Here is a 19,255-nt window from a genome sequence, read left to right on the forward strand (position 1 = left end):
GGACCTTAGCGGCCCGGCGCTGTCGAGGGTAGCGCCTTCAGCTTGCGCTCCAACGCCGTGCGCTGGCCGGCGGGCTCCGCGGCCTCCGGCTCCAGGGTCAGCACGTCCAGCGCGCGCTTCCAGGACGCGGCGGCGTCCGAGGCGCGGGCGGCCTTGAGGTAGGCATCCCCCAGGTGCTCCAGGATGGCGGGCTCGTCAGGGGCCAGCTCCACCGCGCGCTCCAGCAGCTCCACCGCCTTGCGCGCCTCGCCGCGCTGGAAATAGACCCACCCCAGCGAGTCCACGTAGGCCGCGCTGTCCGGCCGCAGCGCCAGCGCGCGCCGCACCAGCCGCTCCGCTTCGTCCAGGTCCCGGCCTTGCTGCGCCAGCAGGTAGCCGATGAAGTTCATCGCCGCGGAGTGCTCCGGCGCCACCGCGAGCACCGCGCGCATGCGCGACAGCGCCCCGGCCACATCCCCCTGGCGCTCCAGCGCGGCGCCCAGGGAGAAGAGCAGGTCCTGGTTCCTGGGCGAACGGGCGACGGCGTCGCGCAGCAGCGTGAGCGCCTCGCCGGGGCGCCCCTGCCGCTCCAGCAGGGAGGCCAGGGCCTCGTAGGCCATCGCGGCGCCCTCCCCTCCCAGGGCCTCGCGCAGCACGCCTTCCGCCTTCGCCGGCGCGCCGCCGCGCTCCAGCGCCCGGGCGTAGGCGACGCGCAGCTCCAGGTCCTCGGGCGCCTCCTTCACGGCGGCGCGGTAGAGCACCAGCGCCCGGGCATGGTCGCCCGCCAGGGACAGGCAGCGGGCCCGGCGCACGCGCGCGTCGGGGAACACCTCCGCGTTGGGGGGCACGTCGGCGAAGGCCGTGGCGGCGGCGGAGAAGCGGCGCATCCGTTCGGCGACGAGGCCCGCGTAGTACGCCAGCCGGGGTTCGTCCGGCGCGTCCTTCCGGGCGGCGACCAGCACGGCCTCCGCGGCGGCGGACTGGTGCGCGGACAGGTAGCTGAAGGCCACCCGCACCGCCAGCTCCGGCGAGGACGACAGCGACAGCAGCCGGTCGAAGTACGCCCGGGCCCGCGTCAGCGAACCGCCCTTGAGCGCGGCCCGCCCCGCCGACAGCAACACCTCACGGCTGTCGGGATCCGCCTCCAGCGCGCGCGCCAGCGCGTCCTCCGCCTCCTTCGCCCGCCCCGCCTCCTCGTACAGGCGGGCCAGCGTGGACCACACCTCCACGTCCCCCGGATCGCGCTCGGCGGCCTTCGCGAGCAGCTTCTCGGCCCGGGCCGTGTCGCCGCGCTCGGCCAGCGCCAGCCCCAGGCGCCGGTAGCCGGAGGCCTCACCGGGCAGCGCGTGCGCGAGCGCCTCCACCACCTTCACCGCTTCGTCCGGCGCCTTCGCGTCCAGGTGGAGCTGTGACAGCACCAGGTACGCCTCCGGGTCGCGCGGGCGCAGGCCCACCGCGCGGCGCAGGTGCTGGCGGGCCCGCGCGAGCCGGCCGGACTCCATCAGCACCCGCCCCAGGAGCACGTGGGCGGGGTAGTACCTGGGGGACTTCTCCACCGCCCGGCGCAGCTCGCGCTCGGCGCGCTCCAGGTCGCCCAGGCGCGCGTACTCCTCGCCCAGTTGGGTGAGCAGCCGCGGGTTGCCGTCGTCGGTGGCGAGCGCCAGGCGCAGCTCGTCCACCGCGCCCCGGTGGTTGCCCGCCAGGTGCAGCAGGCGGGACTGGAGGTAGTGCGCGTAGCTGGCGGACGACGCGGCCGGGTCGTCGTGCGCGGCCGCGTCCATGGCCTCGAGCATCGCCTCGCGGTCCACGTGGGAGGCCTTCTTCGCCGGAGCCCTCTTCGCCGGGGCCTTCGCGGCGGCCCGTTGGGGCGCTGGCGCGGCGCCCGCGCTCCCGGTGGCCAGGGCGAGGCACAGCACGGCGGCACGGCTGAGGAACGGGAGCTTGCGCACGCGAAAGCCAAGTGTAGCGCGGCGCGCCCCCTTTTTCCCGCGGCAGGGGGCGCGACCAGAGGACTAGAGGGCCTCGGGCGGCGGTGCGCCCAGCTTCTCCAACAGCTTCTCCACCGGGTCGCTGTCCTGGCTCACGTCCGCCAGGGCGGCGCGGTACTCGATGGAGGTCACCTTCTCCACGTCCGGCATCAACCGGTTGATGACCGTGCGCGCGGCGTCCGCGTTGCACTCGGGCAGCACCACCGCGAAGACGCCCTGCCCCAGGTGGGCGATGGCGTCCGGGTGTCGCACCCGCTTGCGCATCACGTCCGCCATGTTGGAGGGCAGCGCTTCCAGCGTGCGATCCGGCCGGAGCACCGCCAGCGTGAGCGCGCGGTGGTAGCGCCGGCTGCGGGCCACCTCCTGCTCCAGCCGCAGCAACAGCCCGCGCCGATCATGCAGCCCCGTCGCCGGGTCGCTGCCGGTGCGCTTCTGGAGCGGGGTCGCCTTGTCCTGCTGATCCTTCTCACCCTGGCGCAGCTTGAGGGCCCGCTCGGTGCGGTTGAGCAGCTCCACCGCGTTGAAGGGCTTGGCCATGTAGTCCACCGCGCCCAGGTTGAGCGCGCGGACCTTGTCGGCCACGCCCTGGTGGGCGGACAGCAGGATGACGGGGATGTGCGCCGTGTCCGAGGACGACTTGAGCGCCATGGCCGCGTCCAACCCGTCCAGCTTGGGCAGGAAGACGTCCATCACCACCAGGTCCGGCCGGGACGCGCGCGCCTTGGCCAGGCCTTCCGCGCCGTCGCGCGCCACCTCCACGCGGTACTTCGAGCGCAGCACCTCCGACAGCACCGCGGCGATCTCCGGCTCGTCCTCCACCACCAGCACGCGCGGCTGCTCGGGCGCGGAGCCGGGCGCGGGCTGCGGCCGGGGGTTGCGCGCGGCCTCCTGCGCCAGCGGCAGCGTGAAGACGAAGGTGCAGCCGCCGTCGGACGGGCTCTCCGCCCAGATCTCCCCGCCGTGCAGCTCCACGAACTCCTTGCAGATGGCCAGCCCCAGCCCCGTGCCCTTGGGCCCGTGCCGGTAGCGATCGAACACGAGGTGCAGCTCGTCCGGGGGGATGCCCACCCCGTTGTCGCTCACCATCACCCGCACCGCGTCGCCGTCCGGACGCGACAGCCGCTGCGTGCGCACCACCACCTCGCCCCGGGTGTCGCTGGCGTGCTGGATGGCGTTGCTGATGAGGTTCTGCAGCACCTCGTGCAGCTTCACCTCGTCGCCAATCAGCATCAGGCTGTCGGGGCACTCGGAGCGCAGCGCCACGGCCTTCTCCGCGGCGAGGATCTCCAGCTCCCCCACCGCGTCGCGGCACAGCTGCGCCACGTCCAGGACGCGCGGCTCGATGGACAACCGCGCCGCCTCGCCCTTGCCCTTCTCCAGCAGGGACTCGACCAGGGTGAGGATCTTCCGGCCCTGGCGGATCATCGCCTCCGCGGACTGCTTCTGCTGCGTCTCCAGCGGGCCTTCCAGCAGCAGCCGGCCGTGGCCCAGCAGCACCTGGAGGGGGGCGCGCAGGTCGTGGCTGCACACCGCGATGATCTCATCCTTGAGGCGGTTGAGCTCCTTCAGGCGGCGGTTCGCGTCGTTGAGCTCGCGGTAGCGCTCCACGTACGCCAGCTCCAGGTCCTCGCGCTTCTTCTTCACCGCCGTGTGCAGGCGCGCGTTGCGGATGGAGTTGGCGAGCACGCCCGCCACCGCCTGCGCGAACTCCTGCTCGTCGCGGCCGATGGACGCATCCCCGCGCGACACGCGCAGGAACAGCGCGCCCAGCAGGTCGTCCTGACAGATGAGCGGCTGCACCAGGATGGACTTCACGCCCTGCGGCAGGAGCGACGTGCGCACCTCCGCCATGAGCGGATCGCGCTGCGCCTCCTCGATCAACACCGGCTGGCGCGTCTCCAGCGCGCGGCGCAGCTCCGGGTAGCGCGCCACCTCGATGTCCAGTTGGACGAGGCTCGGGTCCTCCTGCGTCGCGACGACCGTGGCCGTGCGCGCGTGGCTGCCCTCCACCAGCACCACCGAGCAGCGGTCCGTGCCGGTGACCTGGCCCACCTTGTCCACCGCGATGCGGAGGATCTCCTCCAGCTCCAGCGAGCTGGTCGCCGCCTGGGTGATCTCCAGCAGCATCCCCATGCGCAGGCGGATGCGCTCCTCGCGCTCCTTCAGCCTCCAGGCGCGCAGGGCGGACTCCAGCCGGGGCACCAGCTCATCCGCGCCGCGCACGAAGTCGTCCACCGCCAGCCGCTTGAAGGCCTCCGCGGAGCGCGCCCGGCCCTGATCCACCAGCACCGGCAGCCGGTTCAGCCTGTCGACCTTGCGCACCGTCTCCAGCAGCTCGGCCGCCCGCTTGGCCGTCACCGACAGCAGCACCACCTCCGGCTGGAGCTGATCCACCATCTCCGCCAGCCCGCTCTCCCGCTCCGTGGTGCCGCACTGGTAGCCGCTCGCCGTCAGCCGCTCCACCAGCGCGTCGCCCGCGGCCTTCGCCGCCAGCACCAGCACCCGTCCCCGCTGCTCCGACAACATCTCGATCCTCACGGCACGCCTCCGCCCCGCCCAGACAGGGAACGACACTGCGAAAGCCCGTTGGGTGCGTAAGGGGTCATGGTCGATTCTGGATCATGCCGTCTAACCCGTCCGTGAGCCAGCGGATGGACGGGCCTCTTCCGAGGCAGAGGGGTGAGTGAAGGCGCGCGACGTATACCCCGGCCAGAGGTGAACGCCCGGGATTCCGCGCATGCGTGACGCTGGGATGACCGGGAACGACCCGGGCCATGGGCTTCCTGGGGGCAGCAACCTGGCCCCCACCGGAACGCCACGGCTGTGACTTTCTTCCCCTACCGCCACGGGATGCCCGGTCGAACGCAGGGCCAGCAGGCAGGGGAAACCCGGCGGGTGGGTGGATCGCGGACGACCGGGCGGGGCGTGCGAGGGGTGGTTCGCGATCAGGAATCCCGCCCAAGCGTCTCCTGGAGAAGCTCCTGGAGCCTGGGGTGCGGTGCCCCGGGTGCCGCCCGGTTGTCCGGGAGGCACGGTAGAGTGGCGCCCCATGAACCTCGCACTACCGCGCCTGTTCGCGTCGCGGGCCCTCCAGGCCTCGCTCGCCCTCTCTGCCCTCGCCGCGTTCGCGGCCTGTGGCGATCCGAAGCCGCCGCCCGTGCCGGATCCGCCGGTGGTGGAGCTCTCGGTCATCGAGCCCAACTCGGCGGCCCCCTCGCTGATGCTCCGCGTGAGCGTGTCCGGCTGCGACACCGTGTCGCAGCTGTCCATCTATGACCAGGACACGTTCCTCCAGACGTTCCCCTACACCAGCGGCGCCATGGAGTTCGAGCTGCTGGCGAAGGACATCAAGTACACCAAGGGCATCGCCGTGAGGCTGGCGCTCAATGCCCGGGCCACCTGTTCGGACGGCCGCAGCAACGTGTCCCAGCCCCAGGCCACCACGTTCCTGCCGGTGACGAAGGTGATCAAGGACCCGGATCCCAACGCCCAGGTGGTGACGGACTTCTTCGTCGCCGACGGTTCGGGCTCCAACATCAGCTTCATCGGGTGCGGCAACCCCACGACGGGCGTGGGCACGCTCTACCGGGTGGGCGCCACGGGCGAGGTGCTCGCCCAGGTGGAGATGGGCATCCCGTGCTCGCCCTACACGGTCATCACCCCCCTGAACAGCGTCAGCAACAAGCGCTGGGTCTGGACGCCCGGCGTGGGCGCGGTGGCGGTGAGCTCGAACTTCGTCATCAGCGGCCGCACGGCGACGACGTACAAGCTGAAGGACCTGTCGGTGATGACCAACGGGGACGCCATCGTGCGGGACGTGGTGAGCGTCTCGCGCATGAAGCACACCTCGATGGGCGGCAGCTTCGACTGGACGTACAAGCCGCCGCTGCAGCCCATCGCCACGCCCCAGCAGAAGGCCGAGGTGGTGCTGGTTCCGTACGCCAACTACAAGGAGGTCGGCACGTCGGACGTGCTCCAGGTCGTCGTGGCCACGCTGGACGCGGCGACGGGCGTGCTGGTGCAGGAGCGGAAGATCTACGACTACGCCGGCGCCATCGAGGTCCTCCCCGTGACGTCGCTCAGCCCGGACGGTGACACCGTCTACATGGCGTTCGGCCTGGCCAACAAACACTCGCGCGTCATCGCGTGCGCCGCGAACGCGGATGGCTGCGAGGGCAACGCGTTCAAGTGGCAGAGCATCGACCTGCCCGCGCCCCTCCAGTTCCTCCTGCCCTACGCGGGCGGCTCACGGCTGGCGGCCATCGGTCTGCAGCGCGTGTGGTTCCTCGACACGAACAACCTGGGCGCCGTCGTCAACAAGGACGGCAAGTCGCTGGATACGTCCGGCAGCCTGCAGGTGCTCCAGGTGCAGTTGGGCCGCAACACCAGCCCTTCGGTCATCCTGCTCAACGGCGCGCCTCCGGACAACACCGGCCTGCCCACCCTGCCCAAGGAGATCGTCGCCATCGACTCCGCCGAGCGCGGCGAGCTGTTCCGCTACGAGGTCGCCAGCACCCTGTCGTGCACCATCGACGATGCCGAGCGGCTGTGGATGCGCGTGGGCAACCGGCTGGTGCAGGCGCTGCCCCTGTCCGAGTACCGCGCGGTCCGGCCGTAGCGGACGGCTCAGGGCCGGTCGGCGACGAGGAGCGCTTCCACGTTGCCCGCCGGCCCGGGCACGGGCGAGTCCATCAGCCCGCGCACGGTGAGGCCCTGCGCGCGCACGAACGCCGTCACGGTGTCGATGGCGTCCTGCCGGGCGAGGGGGTCCCTCACCACGCCGCCCTTGCCCACCCGGTCCGGGCCCACCTCGAACTGGGGCTTCACCAGCGCCACCAGCAGCCCCCCGGGTGACAGGTACGTCAGCACCGACGGCAACACCTGGGTGAGCGAGATGAAGCTCACGTCGATGACGACCACGCCCACCTTCTCCGGCAGGTCCTCCTCCGTGAGGTAGCGCGCGTTCACCCGCTCGCGCGAGCGCACGCGCGGGTCCTTGCGCAGCTTCTCATGGAGCTGCCCGTAGCCCACGTCGATGGCGTGCACCCGCACCGCGCCGTGCTGGAGCAGGCAGTCGGTGAAGCCCCCCGTGCTGGCGCCGATGTCCGCGCCCACGCGGCCCGTCACGTCCAGGCCGAAGCGGTCCATGGCCCCCTTGAGCTTGAGGCCGCCGCGCGACACGTACGGCAGCACCTCCCCCTTGAGGCGCAGGTCGGACTCCACCAGCACCTGCGCGCCGGGCTTGTCCACGCGCTGGTCCCCCACCACCACCTGGCCCGCGAGGATGAGCGCCTGGGCCTTGGTGCGCGACTCCGCCAGGCCCCGCTCCACCACCAGCACGTCCAGCCGCTCCTTCTTCAACTTCACGGGGCCCCCTCTCCCAGCAGCCCCCGGCCCGCGCGCCGCAGGCCCACCGCGTCCAGCCCCAGCTCCGCGCGCTGCACCCGCGCGTCCCCGTGCGGCAGGAACACGTCCGGCATGCCCAGCAGCTTCACCCGGGGGTGCACACCGACTGCCGCGTACAGCTCCAGCACCGCGCTGCCCAGTCCGCCACGGGTGGTGCCCTCCTCGGCCACCACCACCTGCCCGCACGCCGCGGCCTCCAGCAGCGCCGCTTCGTCCAGCGGCCAGGCCCGGCGCGCGTCCAGCACGCTCCAGTCCGGTTCGTCCCGCACGGCCTCCAGGGCCGCGAGCCCCAGCGGGCCCAGCGTCACCAGCGTCAGCCGGGGCGCCTGCGCGCGCTTCAGCCAGCGGGCTCCCGACACGGGGGCGTCCCCCACGAGCAGCTCCGGGGGCACCGCCGGCAGCGTGCCGCGCGGGAAGCGCAGCACGGACGGCCCGGACGCCTGGAGCGCGGTGGTGAGCATGGGCGCCAGGTCCTCCCCCACCACCGGCGCCCACTGCGTCAGGCCCGGCAGGGGCCGCAGGAAGGACACGTCGTAGGCGCCCTGGTGCGTGGCGCCGTCCGCGCCCACGAGCCCCGCGCGGTCCACCGCGAAGACGACGGGCAGCCCCGGCAGGCACACGTCGTGGACCACCTGATCATACGCGCGCTGGAGGAAGGTGGAGTAGACGACGCACACCGGCCGGGCCCCCGCCGCCGCCAGCCCGGCGCAGAAGGTGACGGCGTGCTGCTCCGCGATGCCCACGTCGTGCACGCGGTCCGGGAAGCGCGCCTTCAGGCCGGTGAGCGCGGAGCCCTCCAGCATCGCGGGCGTGACGGCCACCACGCGCGGATCCTTCTCCAGGGCCTCGCCCAGCACCGTCGCGAACGCCTCGCTGAAGGTGGGCAGTCCGCCGCGCGAGCGCACGAGCTTGCCGGCGCGCCATTCGTACGGCCCCATCGCGTGGCCGCGCGTCTGCTCGTCGGCCTCCGCGGGCGGGAAGCCGCGCCCCTTCTTCGTCAGCGCGTGCACCACCACCGGGCGCCCGGAGGCCTTCGCCTCGCGCAGCGCGTGCGTGAGCGCGCCCAGGTCGTGCCCGTCCACCGGGCCCAGGTAGGTGAAGCCCAGCGATTCGAAGAAGGCGCGGGCGTTGCGCGTGCGCAGCAGCGCGGGGATGGCGCCCACGTTCGCGCTGATGGACATCTGGTTGTCGTTGACCACCACCACCAGCGGCAGGTGGCTGCCCCCGGCGTTGTTGAGGCCCTCGAAGCTCAGGCCGCCCGTGAGCGCCCCGTCCCCCACCACCGCCACGACGTGGCCCCGGTGGCCCAGCTGCCGCCGGCCCGCGAGCACGCCCAGCGCCGCGGAGATGGCCGTGCACGCATGGCCCGCCGCCAGGGCGTCGTGGGGGCTCTCGCGCGGATCCAGGAAGGGCGCGATGCCGCCCGCCTGCCGCAGCGTGTGGATGCGGTCGCGCCGGCCGGTGAGCAGCTTGTGCGCGTACGCCTGGTGCCCCACGTCGAAGAGGAGCGCGTCCTGCGGCGTGTGGAAGACGCGGTGCAGGGCCACCACCAGCTCCACCGCGCCCAGCGACGCGCCCAGGTGTCCACCCACGCGGCCGCACAGCGTGATGATGGCCTCGCGCAGCGCCTCGCACAGGCCGGGCAGCGCATCCTCGGGGAGCGCGCGCACCTCCGCGGGAGAGGACACGCCGGACAGCACGTCCGCCATCAGGACGTCCGCTCCACCGAGTAGCGCGCCAGGGCGGCCAGCGGACCGTCGCTGCCCTCCAGCGGGCGCACGGCCTCCTGCGCCTTCGACACCAGCTCCCGGGCCATGCGCCGCGACTCCTCCAGCCCCAGCACCGCCGGGAAGGTGAAGCGCCCGGCCTCCGCGTCCGCGCCCGCGGGCTTGCCCAGCTGCTCCGCGCTCGACGTCACGTCCAGCACGTCGTCGGCGATCTGGAACGCCAGCCCCACCGCGTCGCCGTAGGTCTCCGCGCTCGCGAGCGCCGCCGCGTCGCCCCCACCGGCCAGCACGCCCAGGCGGCACGCCGCGCGGATGAGCGCGCCCGTCTTCATCCGGTGCAGCCGCAGCAGGTACGCGAGCGTCGCCTCGCGGTCCTTCGCGATGTCCAGCACCTGGCCGCCCACCATGCCCGCCGCGCCCGCCGCGCGCGCCAGCTCCGCGCACAGCAGGCCGCGCACCGGCTCCGGCCCGGTGGCCAGCACCGTGAAGGCCTCCGTGAGCAGGCCGTCCCCGGCCAGCAGCGCCAGCGGCTCGCCGAAGACCTTGTGGTTCGTCGGCTTGCCCCGGCGCAGGTCGTCGTTGTCCAGGCAGGGCAGGTCGTCGTGCACCAGCGAATACGTGTGCACGTACTCCACCGCGCACGCGGCATCCACGGCCACCGGGTTCAGGGAGCTGGCCTTCGCCACCGCGTCCGCGAACGCGATGCACAGCACGGGGCGCAGCCGCTTGCCGCCCGCGAGCAGCGAGTAGCGCATGGCCTCCGCCAGCCGGGGCGGCGTGCCGGCGGGGACCAGCCGGTCGGCGCGCTCGCGCAGCAGCTCCTCCACCCGCGACTGGTGCGAGCGCATGAAGGGTTCCAGTTCGAAGGCGGCCATCGGCTTCAGGGCTCCTGCACCGTGTCGGTGGGGATGAGTTCGCGGATGCGTTGGACGAGCGTGTCCAGTTCCAGCGGCTTCACGAAGTAGTCAGCGGCGCCGACCTCCATGCCCCGCCGCTTGTCCTCCGGGTCTCCCCGCCCGCTGATGAAGATGATGGGGATGTCCCGGAACTGCTTGTTCTGCTTCACGGCCTGACACAGCTCGAAGCCGTTGATCCAGGACATGTTCACGTCCAGGAGGATGGCGTGCGGCCGGTGCAGCTCCAGCGACGCGACCAACCGCAGGCCGTTGGCCGCTGAAGTCACCTCGAAGCCTTCCGAGCCCAGGGCCTCGGAGAGCAGCTCGCGCGTGTCACGGTCGTCATCGACAATGGTGATTTTCGGCTTCGACATTCCCGGCCTCCGCCCTTCCCCTGTTTCCTAGAACGGCACGTCGTCCTCCGGTGGCGGGCGGGCCGCGCCGCTCGCCCGGGGAGCAGCCTGGGGAGCGGGGCGCGACGCGACCGCCAACGGCGCGACGACCTCCTGGCCGTCCTCGTCGACGAGCAACTGTTCGATGCGCTGTTCGGCCTCCGTGAGGAGCTTCTCTCCCCGGCGGACGAGGCGGATGCCCTCCTCGAACGCCTTGAGCGAGTCCTCCAGCGACAGCTCGCCGCTCTCCAGCCGCGACACCGTCTGCTCCAGACGCGACACCACGTCCCCGTACTGCTCGGGGGCGGCCTCCACCTTCGGGTTCTTTTCCGACTTCGCCACGGCCATCCACCTCCCCGAGCGGGGCGCGGAATGTAGAGGGTGGCCCGCTAGCAGTCCACCGGCCCTTTCAGGCCGGTGACGGTGGCTTCGATTTCTTCACACCCACCCAGCGTCTGGGCGCCATGGGCGGCCAGCTTGATGCCCAGCACGTCCCCCACCACCACGTCCCCCATGGAACGCACCACGACGCCGTCCCGCTGCCGGAACGTCACCGCGTAGCCGCGCGACATGACCTTCAGCGGACTCAGGGCGTCCAGTTGCCCGCCCAGGCGTCCGAAATGCGTCTGGGCGGAGGACAGCGCCCCGCGCTGGAGCTCGAGCAGCCGCGAGCGCGCCCGGGCCACCCGCGCCCGCTCCTCCGCCACCCGCGCCGTGGGCGTGGCGCGCTCCAGGCCCAGCCGTGCGTCCGCGAGCCCGCCCCGCCGCCGGGACACCCCCGCGCGCGCCGCTTCCGACAGGCGCATGGCGAGCTTGAGCAGGTGCGCCCGCTGCTCCCCCAGCCGCGTCTGGGGCCGCGCCCGCTGCAGCCGCTCCTGCAGGGCGCGCAGCCGCTCGCGGTGTTCGCGCGCCTGGGGACGCAGCACGCGCATCATCGCCTCCACCTGTTCGGACAGGTGCAGGCGCTGCTGGTTGACCGCGCGGCGTGGATCCGTGAGCCGCGCGGCGAGCTGGCCTTGGCGCTCGCGCAGCTCCAGCACGCGGCGCTCGAACGCCCGGCGCAGCCGCCCGGACTGCGTGGCCAGCGTCAGCTCCAGGTCCGCCAGCACCGGCGACAGCCGCTCCGCCGCCGCGCTGGGCGTGGGCGAGCGCAGGTCCGCGACGAAGTCCGCGATGGTGAAGTCGATTTCGTGTCCGATGGCGGACACCACCGGCACCGGCGAGGCGTGGATGGCGCGCGCCACCCGCTCCTCGTTGAACGTCCAGAGGTCCTCCACGGACCCTCCGCCGCGCGTCACGACGATGACGTCCACGTCGGTGCGGCCCAGCCGCTCGATGGCCCGCGCCACGTCCTCCGCGGCGCCCTCGCCCTGCACGCGCGCGTCCGCCAGCAGCACGCCCAGCCGGGGGTTGCGCGAGTGCAGCACGCGCAGGAAGTCCTGGAGCGCCGCGCCGGTGCGGCTGGTGACGACGCCGATCCGCCGGGGCAGGAAGGGCACGGCCCGGGGTGGCCGCACGCGCCGGTCGCCGATGAGGCCCTCGGCCGCCAGCCGCTGCTTGAGCTGCTCGAACGCGAGCGCCATCGCGCCCTCGCCCACCGGCTCCAGCCGGCTGACGATGAGGCTGTAGCGCCCCTGCGGCTCGTACAGGTCCACGCTGCCCTCGGCCAGGACCTCCATGCCGTCGCGCAGCGCGAAGCGGATCCGCGACGCCATCGAGGCCCACACCTTGGCGTCGATGGACGCGTCCGCGTCCTTGAGCGTGAAGTACCAGTGGCCGCGCGCGTTGGCGCCCCGGAAGCTGGACACCTCGCCGCGCACCAGGACGCGCGGGAAGCGCGACTCCACCGTCTGCTTTATCTGGCGGGTCAGCTCCCCCACCGTCAGCACGGTGCGCTCCGGGCGCGGCACCGGGATGGGGGCCGGGGGCGGCGCGGCGGGTTCGGCCTTCGGCGGGAGCGCGGCGGAGGGCTTCTCCGCCGCGAGCTTCGCCACCGTGGTGGAAGGACGCAGGGGCGGCAGGAGCGACGTGCCGAAGAGATCGCCCTGCCCCGGATCCTCGGGGGGCGGCGGCTCCGCGCCCTTGCGCTTCTTCATCGCGACAGCTTCTCCACCCAGCCCCGGGCCTTGCCGTGCAGCTCGTCGTCGGGCGGCGTCATGGAGACGACGTCCTTGAACTGGGGCAGCGCTTCGTCCGGGCTGGAGTCCTTGATGGAGTAGGCCTGCATGTACAGGTCCTTCGCCTTGCCCCGCAGGTCGCTGACGATGTTGGCGGCGCCCGCGTGGTTGGGGTCCGCCTGGAGCGCGCGGCGGGCGAACTCCATCGCGCGCGTGTACTGCGCGGAGGCCTTCGCGGCGGCGGCGCTCTTGTAGAAGGTCGTCGCCGCGCGGGTGCCCGCGTTGCGCGCCATCTTGCTGCCCCGGCCGTCGGTGATGTCCTTGTCGAGCGCCAGCAGTCGCGTCAGGCCCTTGGCGTCCAGGTCCTCCAGCTTCTTGTAGAGATTCCCGAACTCCGTCATCTGCCCCATGATCTGCTTGCACTGGGGCGTCTTGCCCATGCAGGTGTTGAGGATGGCCACCGCGCCGGAGATGTCACCGTCGCGGAAGCGGTCCACCGCGGGCTCCCACGGCTTGGGCGCCACGACCACCTTGACGGGCCCCGGACGGGTCAGGTCCGCGATGATGCGCTGGGCCTCCTCGTTGATGAGCTTGCCGTCGCGGTGCTCCGGGAAGGTCGCGAGCACGTCGTCCGTGATGGCCTTGGCCTTCTGCACGTCCTCGAGCTGGCGGGTGGCCATCTTCGTGTTGGCCTCCTTCGTGCGCGCGTCCGCCGCGTCGGCGAGCGCCCGGCGCACCGTCTTCACCTGCTCGTAGAGCTGCGTGTCGTTGCTCACCTTGGCGAGCGCCGCCTGCGCCGTGGCGAGCTCCCCCTTGGTGATGGCCGCCTGCGCCGCGGCCAGGTGCCCCTGGTTGGGGATCTCCTTCTCCGCGGCGCTCAGGTAGTCGGCCACGCCTGGGTACTCGGGCGCCCGCTCCTGGAGCTCCTGCAGCTTCACCTTGGCCTGCTGCCACTGGCCTTCACGCACCAGGTTCTTGGCCTCCTGGAAGAGGCCCCCCAGCTGCGCGCGGTACTCGATCTGCTCCTGCTCGATGCGGATCTGCACCTCCTCCTGCGCCTTCATGCGCGCCCGAGCGATGCCCAGGCCGGCGAGGAGCACCACCACCACGCCCGCGGCGCCCAGCTTCATCCGCATCCGCTTGCGCTGCACCTCCGGCGTCAGCTCCGCGGCGGCGGAGGCCCGCGACGTCTGCGGGCGCGCCCGACCCTCACCCCGGGGGCTGGGACGCACGGGGACCGACGCGGAGGAGCGGCTCCCGGAGCCCGCCGGACGGGGACGGGGGCTCGACGGGGCCTGCACCTTGGCGGTGCTGTTGGCCGTGTCCTCGTAGCGCACCTCCGAGTCGCCCATCGTGATGACGTCGCCGTTGGCCAGCAGCGTCTCGTCGGTGACGGGCTCGCCGTTGACGAGCGTGCCGTTGCCCGACTTCATGTCGCTGACGAACCAGCCCGCGGACTCCTTGCGCAGCGTGATGTGCTTGCGCGAGACGGACGTGTCCTGGAGGCAGATGGGGTTGTCGGACGCACGGCCCACCGTGTACTCGGTGTCTGCGAGCGGGAACTCCTCGCCCTCGCTGGGACCGGCGATGACCACGAGCTTCGCGGGCTTGACCGCGGCGGCACCCGCGGTCGACCGACGGACCGGCGCGCGTTGTCCGGTCCCGGAAGAGGGCGTGCCCGAAGCAGGCCTTCGGCGGGCTGGGGGAGGACCGTTCGACATGGTGTTCACCGCGTCCTGATGAGGGGGGCACGAACCGTGAGGCTAGAGTTCATGCTCATAGGCTTTTTCCACGGCCAGATTGTGGCAGCGATGCTCGGTGCTAGGGAAGCGTCTCCGCACTTCCGCCAGGGCCGCGACCGCCTGGCGTCGGCTGCGGAACTGGACGGCCTGCTGGAATTCCAGCATCAGCTTCCCGCAGCGGTGGTCCAGCTCCGTTGAGATCTGGGCGATCCGCTCCCGGACCTCGCCGTAGAGGTCCGGCTTTTCGTCGAGCGCCTCCAGGGTGATCCACGCGGAGCGGTACTGCTGCCAGGCCCTGAAGAGGTTCTCCCCGCCCACGTCCTTGAGCTCGTAGAACCGGGCACCCGCCGTGACGGCCTCCCGAGCGGAAGCCAGCAGCTGGTCCGGCGGCAGCTCCGGCACCGGGATGATCTCCAGCCGGAGGTTCCAGATGCGCCAGCTCTCCTGACCTGGAGGGTTGAGGGCGTTGTCGAAGAGCACCTGGTTGTTCTCGTTGCGACGCAGCAGGCCCGGGGGCATGACCTGCTCCAGCTCGCGCTCCTGCGTCTGGGCCGTGTCGGGGGGGACCCAGCCCAGGGACACGCCGTTGAGCGACAGGTTGACCTCGTCCTTGGAGATGTTGCTGGCCTGGTAGTGCAGCACGGCCACCGCGCGCGTGGGCGACACGAAGCGGAAGTCGAAGACCTTGTCGTCCGCGTGGATCCAGCGGACGCCCTGCCCCAGGCCGAACGAGTCCGGCACCGTCTCCAGGCCCAGCTTGAAGGGCTCCCGGCCCGGCAGCCCGAGCGAACTGCGGGACACGAGGGAGACGACGCCGAACAGCGTCGCCAGCACGACGACGCACGCCAGGGAGACGAAGCCGACGCGGCGGAGCCGGGACTGGCGGTTCCAGGCGAGGATGACCTGGCCCCCCAGCGTCCGGGCGAGCTGACGGCGCCTCCGGGCCCTGTCGGCGGCGGTCGAGGGTTCGACCTTCGCGACCACCGTCACGGAACGCGCCGGCTGCACGGAGGACGCTTCCGAGTCCGACGGCGGGAGGGACTGGGTGGAGTCGTTCTCCTCCGGGCTCAGCAGGGCCAGCAGGTCTGCGCCTCCTGACGGCGAGGCGCCGGCCAGCATCGCCGGGGGCGCCGCGACGTCCCGTCGCTCCTTGCCCACGAACGTCACCGGATCGGGCATCGGAGGCGGCGGCGGAACGGGGCCATCCTGTCCGATGAAGGTCTTCGTCTCGGAGGGCTCGTCCGGCGGGGAGGGAGGGAGGGCCTGGTCCTTGCCCACGTAGGTCGCCGGCTCCTCGCTGACGGCGGGGGTAACGGGGACGGCGGGCTTCGCCGCGGGCGCGACATGAAGCACGGGGCGTGGAACGAGCGGGTTGACCTGCGTGATGGGCCGCAGGTCGAGGACGGTCCGCTCCTCGACCTCCTCTTCCTGCACCAACGGAGGGGGCGCCGCCGCCGCGACGACTTCCGGCGGTGGGGCGTTCCCGGGTGGGGGTTCGGGCGGGGCCTGGACGGCGGGGATCGCCATCAACGTGCGCTCTTCGGGCTCGTCCGGATCCGGGAAGGCCAGCTCGGCGGAGGCCACCGGGGGCGGCGGAGCGAATGGCTCCGGCGACGCCACCGTGGAGATCGCCATCAGCGTGCGCTCCTCGGGCTCGTCTGGATCCAGGAAGGCCAGGTCGGCGGAGGCCACCGGGGGCGGCGGAGCGAATGGCTCCGGCGACGCCACCGTGGAGATCGCCATCAGCGTGCGCTCCTCGGGCTCGTCCGGATCCGGGAAGGCCAGGTCGAAGGAGGCCACCGGGGGCGGCGAAGCAATTGGCTCCGGCGACGCCACCGTGGAGATCGCCATCAGCGTGCGCTCCTCGGGCTCGTCCAGGTCCACCAGGGGCAGGCCCGGCGGAGGCGCGGCCCACGAAGCGGCGGCAGTGGCCACTGGAGGCGGCGGGGGCATCAACCCCGGGGGCGACAGCACGGGAAGGCCCGGAGCCACGGGCGCCGGAGCGCCACGCTCGGCCGAGGGAGTCGTCAACGCCGGCACGGATGGCAGCAGCGGCACCGAAGCCACTGCGCCACGCGCTGACGGGTGAGCCACGGGAGCCGTCAGCGGCGGGACGGACGGCAGCAGTGGCACCGACGCCGGCGCGCCACGCGCTGATGTGGACGCCACGGGAGCCGTCAGCGCAGGGACGGACGGCAGCAGTGGCACCGACGCCACCGCGCTCCTTGGCGCGGGCGCCTTGCCACTGGCAGCGGGAGCGAGGGGCGGCGCGTCCTTTCGCGGGGCAGGCGCTCCCGCAGGAATCGATGGAGCGTCAGGACTCGGCTGGAGCGCCGGTGACTTCGCCGCCGCGGCGCCGCGACCGAGTGCGGGGCGGTTCAGCGCGGGCGCACCAGCAGGCAGGCGCGGCTCAGCCTTCTTCGGCGCGGCGGCATCAAGCACGGGAGGCCCAGGAGGGCCCGCCTTGTCCGGAGCGGACGCCCCGACCGACGGAAGGCCCGGACCCGAAGCCCTGCCCTGCGCGGGAGTCGCCCCTGCGGCAGGCGCGACCTTGTTCGGCGTGGATACCCCAACCGATGGAAGACCCGGCGCGGAGGAGCGGCCCGGCGCGGGCGCTCCGACCGCCGGAACATCCGGCGCGGAGGACTGCTTCGGCGAAGGCGCCAGGGCCTCCGGCTTCCTCGCGGGCATGGGCACCAGCGGCACCGCGGTCGTCGCCATGCTTCGAGCCCCGGCGTCAGAGCGCGGGGTCGGCAGGAACGACGGCGGCGTCATCGCGGGTATCGACTGCTGGAAGCTCGTGGGCGCGGCCTCTATCGCCGCGAGCGAGGCCTGCTCCAGGCCCTGGGGCGACACCTGCGCGTGCGGCGGCGCGAGCACCCTGCGGATGGGCCGGGTGACGTCCGCCTCTTCGTCCTGTGGCACCCAGACGAAGGTGAACTCCACCGGCCCGACGGTGATGCGATCCCCGTCGCACAGCTGCTTCTGGCCCCCGAGCGGCTGGCCGTTGAGCTGCGTGCCGTTGGCACTGCCCACGTCCTCGGCGAAGTAGCGCCCGTCCCTCGTCGTGATGCGTGCATGACGCCGGGAGACCCCGTGGTCATGCAGCACCAGATCGTTCTCCGAGGTACGGCCGATCTTCACTTCGGCCTGCTCGAAGGCGAGCTCCCTCCCAACCTGGAGCCCCTGGGTGATGGTGAGCAGGATGGGCAGAGGACTAGCCCCCGACGTTGCCGTACATGAACTGGAACACGATGGGCCCGAAGAGCACCATGAACACCGTCGGGAAGATGCAGGCGATGAGCGGGAAGAGCATCTTCACCGGCGCTTCACCCGCCAGCTTCTCCGCGCGCTGCGTCCGGTCAATGCGCATCTGCGTGGACTGGATGCGCAGCACCTTTCCAAGGCTGGTGCCCATCTTGTCCGCCTGGATCAGCGCCGTGACGAACGTCGTCAGGGGCGGCAGGTCCACGCGCGCGATCATGCTCTTCAAGCCCTCTTCACGCGTCTTGCCCATCTTGAGCTGCTTGAGCACGAGCTGGAGCTCCTCGCGCAGCGGCCCCTGACGGCCCTTCTCCACCACCTTCGCCAGCGCGCCCGTGAAGTCCATGCCCGCTTCCACCGACAGCGTCAGCAGGTCCAGGTTGTACGGAAGCGCGCGGCTGATGGCCAGGTGACGGCGCTTCACCTGATCGTTCAACCAGATGAGCGGATAGAACAGGCCCAGCAGCATCACCAGCAGCGACCAGGCCAGGTTCATCCCGATGCCGTTGACGACGAAGAGGCCCGCGAGCAGGGCCAGGAAGGCGCTGACTTCCTGCAGCGCCATGATGTCCTCGGGCTTGTACTGCGACGGCTCACCCGCCTTGATGAGCTTGCGGCGCGTCTTGGACTCGTAGCCCGGCCACATGAAGCGGCGGTTCATCGCGCCCAGCTTGCGGATGGCGACGGAGCCCACGCCCTTCACGCCGCCCGCGGACTCGTCGCGGACCTCCGTGAGGAAGTGCTCGAAGACGTTGTGGTAGAGGCCCACGCCCAGGAACGCCACCGCACCCGCGGTGAGCAGCGCCGAGCCGCCGATCAGGAACGCTGTCAGGATCTCCTGCACGGTACGCCTCGTTTCAGATGTCGATGTTGACGATGCGCCGGATGATGAGGATGCCCATGATCTCCATGATGGCGATGATGGTCACCAGGACGTAGCCGAAGAAGTGATCCAACATCGGCTCCATCAGGTCCGGACGCATGTAGTTGAGCACCATGCCGAGCACCGCCGGCATGGCCGCGACGATCCACCCCTGCAGCTTGCCCTGTGACGTGAGGGCGTCGATCTTGCCCTCCAGGCGGAAGCGCTCGCGGATCACCGTGGAGATGGTCTCGAACATCTCCGCCATGTTGCCGCCCAGCTGGCGCGCGATGTTGGTGGACACCACCACCAGCTCCAGGTCGTCGCTGCCCACGCGGCGGCCCATGTTCACCAGGGCCTCCTCCAGGGGGACGCCCAGCTTCACTTCCTTCACGAAGAGGCCGAACTCCTGCGACAGGGGCGGCATCGCCTCGCGCGCCACGTGCTCGATGGCCTGGGGGAACGTCAGGCCCGCCTTGAACGCGTTGGCCATGGCCTGGAGCGCGTCCACCAGCTGCACGTTGAACTTCTTGATCCGGCGCTTGCGGTAGTGCTTCACCATCAGCATCGGCAGGAAGAAGCCGAAGATGGTCGCGAGCACCGCCAGGATGGGGTTGAAGATGATGTAGCTGAGGATGCCCAGAAGGCACATGCAGGCGATGTTGAGGATCAACATCTGCCGCGCGTCGATGAAGAGGAACATGTCGCTCAAGTCGTTCATCGACTTGGCGACGTAGCGCTCCTGGTACTGCTCATACGCCTTCGACAGGACGCTGAAGATCACCAGGCTGAAGAAGAACACCGAGCCGGTGACGAGGAGGAGGACGATACCTGCGAGCATGGGCGCGAATCCCCGGGGGTGGAGGGAGAAGCCGGCGGGGC

The 19,255-nt window shown here is 71.9% G+C and carries 13 protein-coding genes; 1 reads left to right on the forward strand and 12 read right to left on the reverse strand.

Features of this window, described 5'->3' with window-relative positions; translation table 11 throughout:
- Nucleotides 1–5 precede the first annotated feature (5 nt).
- Together OV207_RS05115 and OV207_RS05120 are read right to left on the reverse strand one after the other, a co-directional pair.
- Complete coding sequence (locus OV207_RS05115) at nt 6–1,772, reverse strand: tetratricopeptide repeat protein (protein WP_267553163.1); 1,767 nt, start codon at nt 1,770–1,772, stop codon at nt 6–8.
- A gap of 219 nt (nt 1,773–1,991) precedes the next feature.
- Nucleotides 1,992–4,493 carry an ATP-binding protein gene (locus tag OV207_RS05120; RefSeq protein ID WP_267553164.1) on the reverse strand — a complete coding sequence of 834 codons (2,502 nt, stop codon included), beginning with the start codon at nt 4,491–4,493 and terminating at the stop codon, nt 1,992–1,994.
- A 523-nt stretch (nt 4,494–5,016) separates the two neighbouring features.
- On the opposite strand from OV207_RS05120, the gene OV207_RS05125 reads away from it, so the two are divergent.
- Complete coding sequence (locus OV207_RS05125) at nt 5,017–6,585, forward strand: hypothetical protein (protein WP_267553087.1); 1,569 nt, start codon at nt 5,017–5,019, stop codon at nt 6,583–6,585.
- Between the two features lie 8 nt (nt 6,586–6,593).
- Here the strand turns inward: OV207_RS05125 and OV207_RS05130 are convergent, their stop codons facing one another.
- The 10 genes from OV207_RS05130 to OV207_RS05175 form a co-directional block, all read right to left on the reverse strand.
- Complete coding sequence (locus tag OV207_RS05130; protein ID WP_267553088.1) at nt 6,594–7,334, reverse strand: TlyA family RNA methyltransferase; 741 nt, start codon at nt 7,332–7,334, stop codon at nt 6,594–6,596.
- Complete coding sequence (locus tag OV207_RS05135; RefSeq protein WP_267553090.1) at nt 7,331–9,082, reverse strand: 1-deoxy-D-xylulose-5-phosphate synthase; 1,752 nt, start codon at nt 9,080–9,082, stop codon at nt 7,331–7,333. Before OV207_RS05135 ends, OV207_RS05130 begins: the two co-directional genes overlap by 4 nt.
- Entirely contained in the window at nt 9,082–9,975 is an 894-nt protein-coding gene (locus OV207_RS05140; RefSeq protein WP_267553092.1) for a polyprenyl synthetase family protein, read from the reverse strand. The genes OV207_RS05135 and OV207_RS05140 overlap by 1 nt, the downstream gene beginning before the upstream one ends.
- Before the next feature lie 5 nt (nt 9,976–9,980).
- On the reverse strand, nt 9,981–10,370 hold the full coding sequence (locus OV207_RS05145) for a response regulator (protein ID WP_193428659.1): 390 nt from the start codon (nt 10,368–10,370) through the stop codon (nt 9,981–9,983).
- 27 nt (nt 10,371–10,397) lie between these two features.
- Complete coding sequence (gene xseB, locus OV207_RS05150) at nt 10,398–10,736, reverse strand: exodeoxyribonuclease VII small subunit (protein WP_267553093.1); 339 nt, start codon at nt 10,734–10,736, stop codon at nt 10,398–10,400.
- A gap of 41 nt (nt 10,737–10,777) precedes the next feature.
- A complete protein-coding gene (gene xseA / locus OV207_RS05155) occupies nt 10,778–12,484 on the reverse strand; it encodes an exodeoxyribonuclease VII large subunit (RefSeq protein ID WP_193428657.1) in 1,707 nt (568 codons plus the stop codon).
- A complete protein-coding gene (locus OV207_RS05160; protein WP_324291498.1) occupies nt 12,481–14,100 on the reverse strand; it encodes an FHA domain-containing protein in 1,620 nt (539 codons plus the stop codon). Before OV207_RS05160 ends, xseA begins: the two co-directional genes overlap by 4 nt.
- Before the next feature lie 168 nt (nt 14,101–14,268).
- Nucleotides 14,269–17,460: an FHA domain-containing protein gene (locus tag OV207_RS05165; protein ID WP_324291499.1), complete on the reverse strand. Its 3,192-nt coding sequence runs from the start codon at nt 17,458–17,460 to the stop codon at nt 14,269–14,271.
- A 4-nt stretch (nt 17,461–17,464) separates the two neighbouring features.
- Nucleotides 17,465–18,355 carry a type II secretion system F family protein gene (locus OV207_RS05170; RefSeq protein WP_267553094.1) on the reverse strand — a complete coding sequence of 297 codons (891 nt, stop codon included), beginning with the start codon at nt 18,353–18,355 and terminating at the stop codon, nt 17,465–17,467.
- A gap of 13 nt (nt 18,356–18,368) precedes the next feature.
- Nucleotides 18,369–19,214, reverse strand: a complete 846-nt coding sequence (locus tag OV207_RS05175) for a type II secretion system F family protein (RefSeq protein WP_267553095.1) — start codon at nt 19,212–19,214, stop codon at nt 18,369–18,371.
- Nucleotides 19,215–19,255 lie beyond the last annotated feature (41 nt).

The organism is Corallococcus sp. BB11-1, from assembly GCF_026626625.1.
In the GTDB taxonomy this organism is placed as follows: Bacteria; Myxococcota; Myxococcia; order Myxococcales; family Myxococcaceae; genus Corallococcus; species Corallococcus soli.

Excerpts from the sequence above, each read along its gene's own strand:
- OV207_RS05115 (WP_267553163.1), bottom strand. The coding sequence starts at position 1,772 with ATGCTCGAGGCCATGGACGCGGCCGCGCACGACGACCCGGCCGCGTCG.
- OV207_RS05120 (WP_267553164.1), bottom strand. The coding sequence starts at position 4,493 with ATGTTGTCGGAGCAGCGGGGACGGGTGCTGGTGCTGGCGGCGAAGGCC.
- OV207_RS05125 (WP_267553087.1), top strand. The coding sequence starts at position 5,017 with ATGAACCTCGCACTACCGCGCCTGTTCGCGTCGCGGGCCCTCCAGGCC.
- OV207_RS05135 (WP_267553090.1), bottom strand. The coding sequence starts at position 9,082 with ATGGCGGACGTGCTGTCCGGCGTGTCCTCTCCCGCGGAGGTGCGCGCG.
- OV207_RS05140 (WP_267553092.1), bottom strand. The coding sequence starts at position 9,975 with ATGGCCGCCTTCGAACTGGAACCCTTCATGCGCTCGCACCAGTCGCGG.
- OV207_RS05145 (WP_193428659.1), bottom strand. The coding sequence starts at position 10,370 with ATGTCGAAGCCGAAAATCACCATTGTCGATGACGACCGTGACACGCGC.
- xseB (WP_267553093.1), bottom strand. The coding sequence starts at position 10,736 with ATGGCCGTGGCGAAGTCGGAAAAGAACCCGAAGGTGGAGGCCGCCCCC.
- xseA (WP_193428657.1), bottom strand. The coding sequence starts at position 12,484 with ATGAAGAAGCGCAAGGGCGCGGAGCCGCCGCCCCCCGAGGATCCGGGG.
- OV207_RS05175 (WP_267553095.1), bottom strand. The coding sequence starts at position 19,214 with ATGCTCGCAGGTATCGTCCTCCTCCTCGTCACCGGCTCGGTGTTCTTC.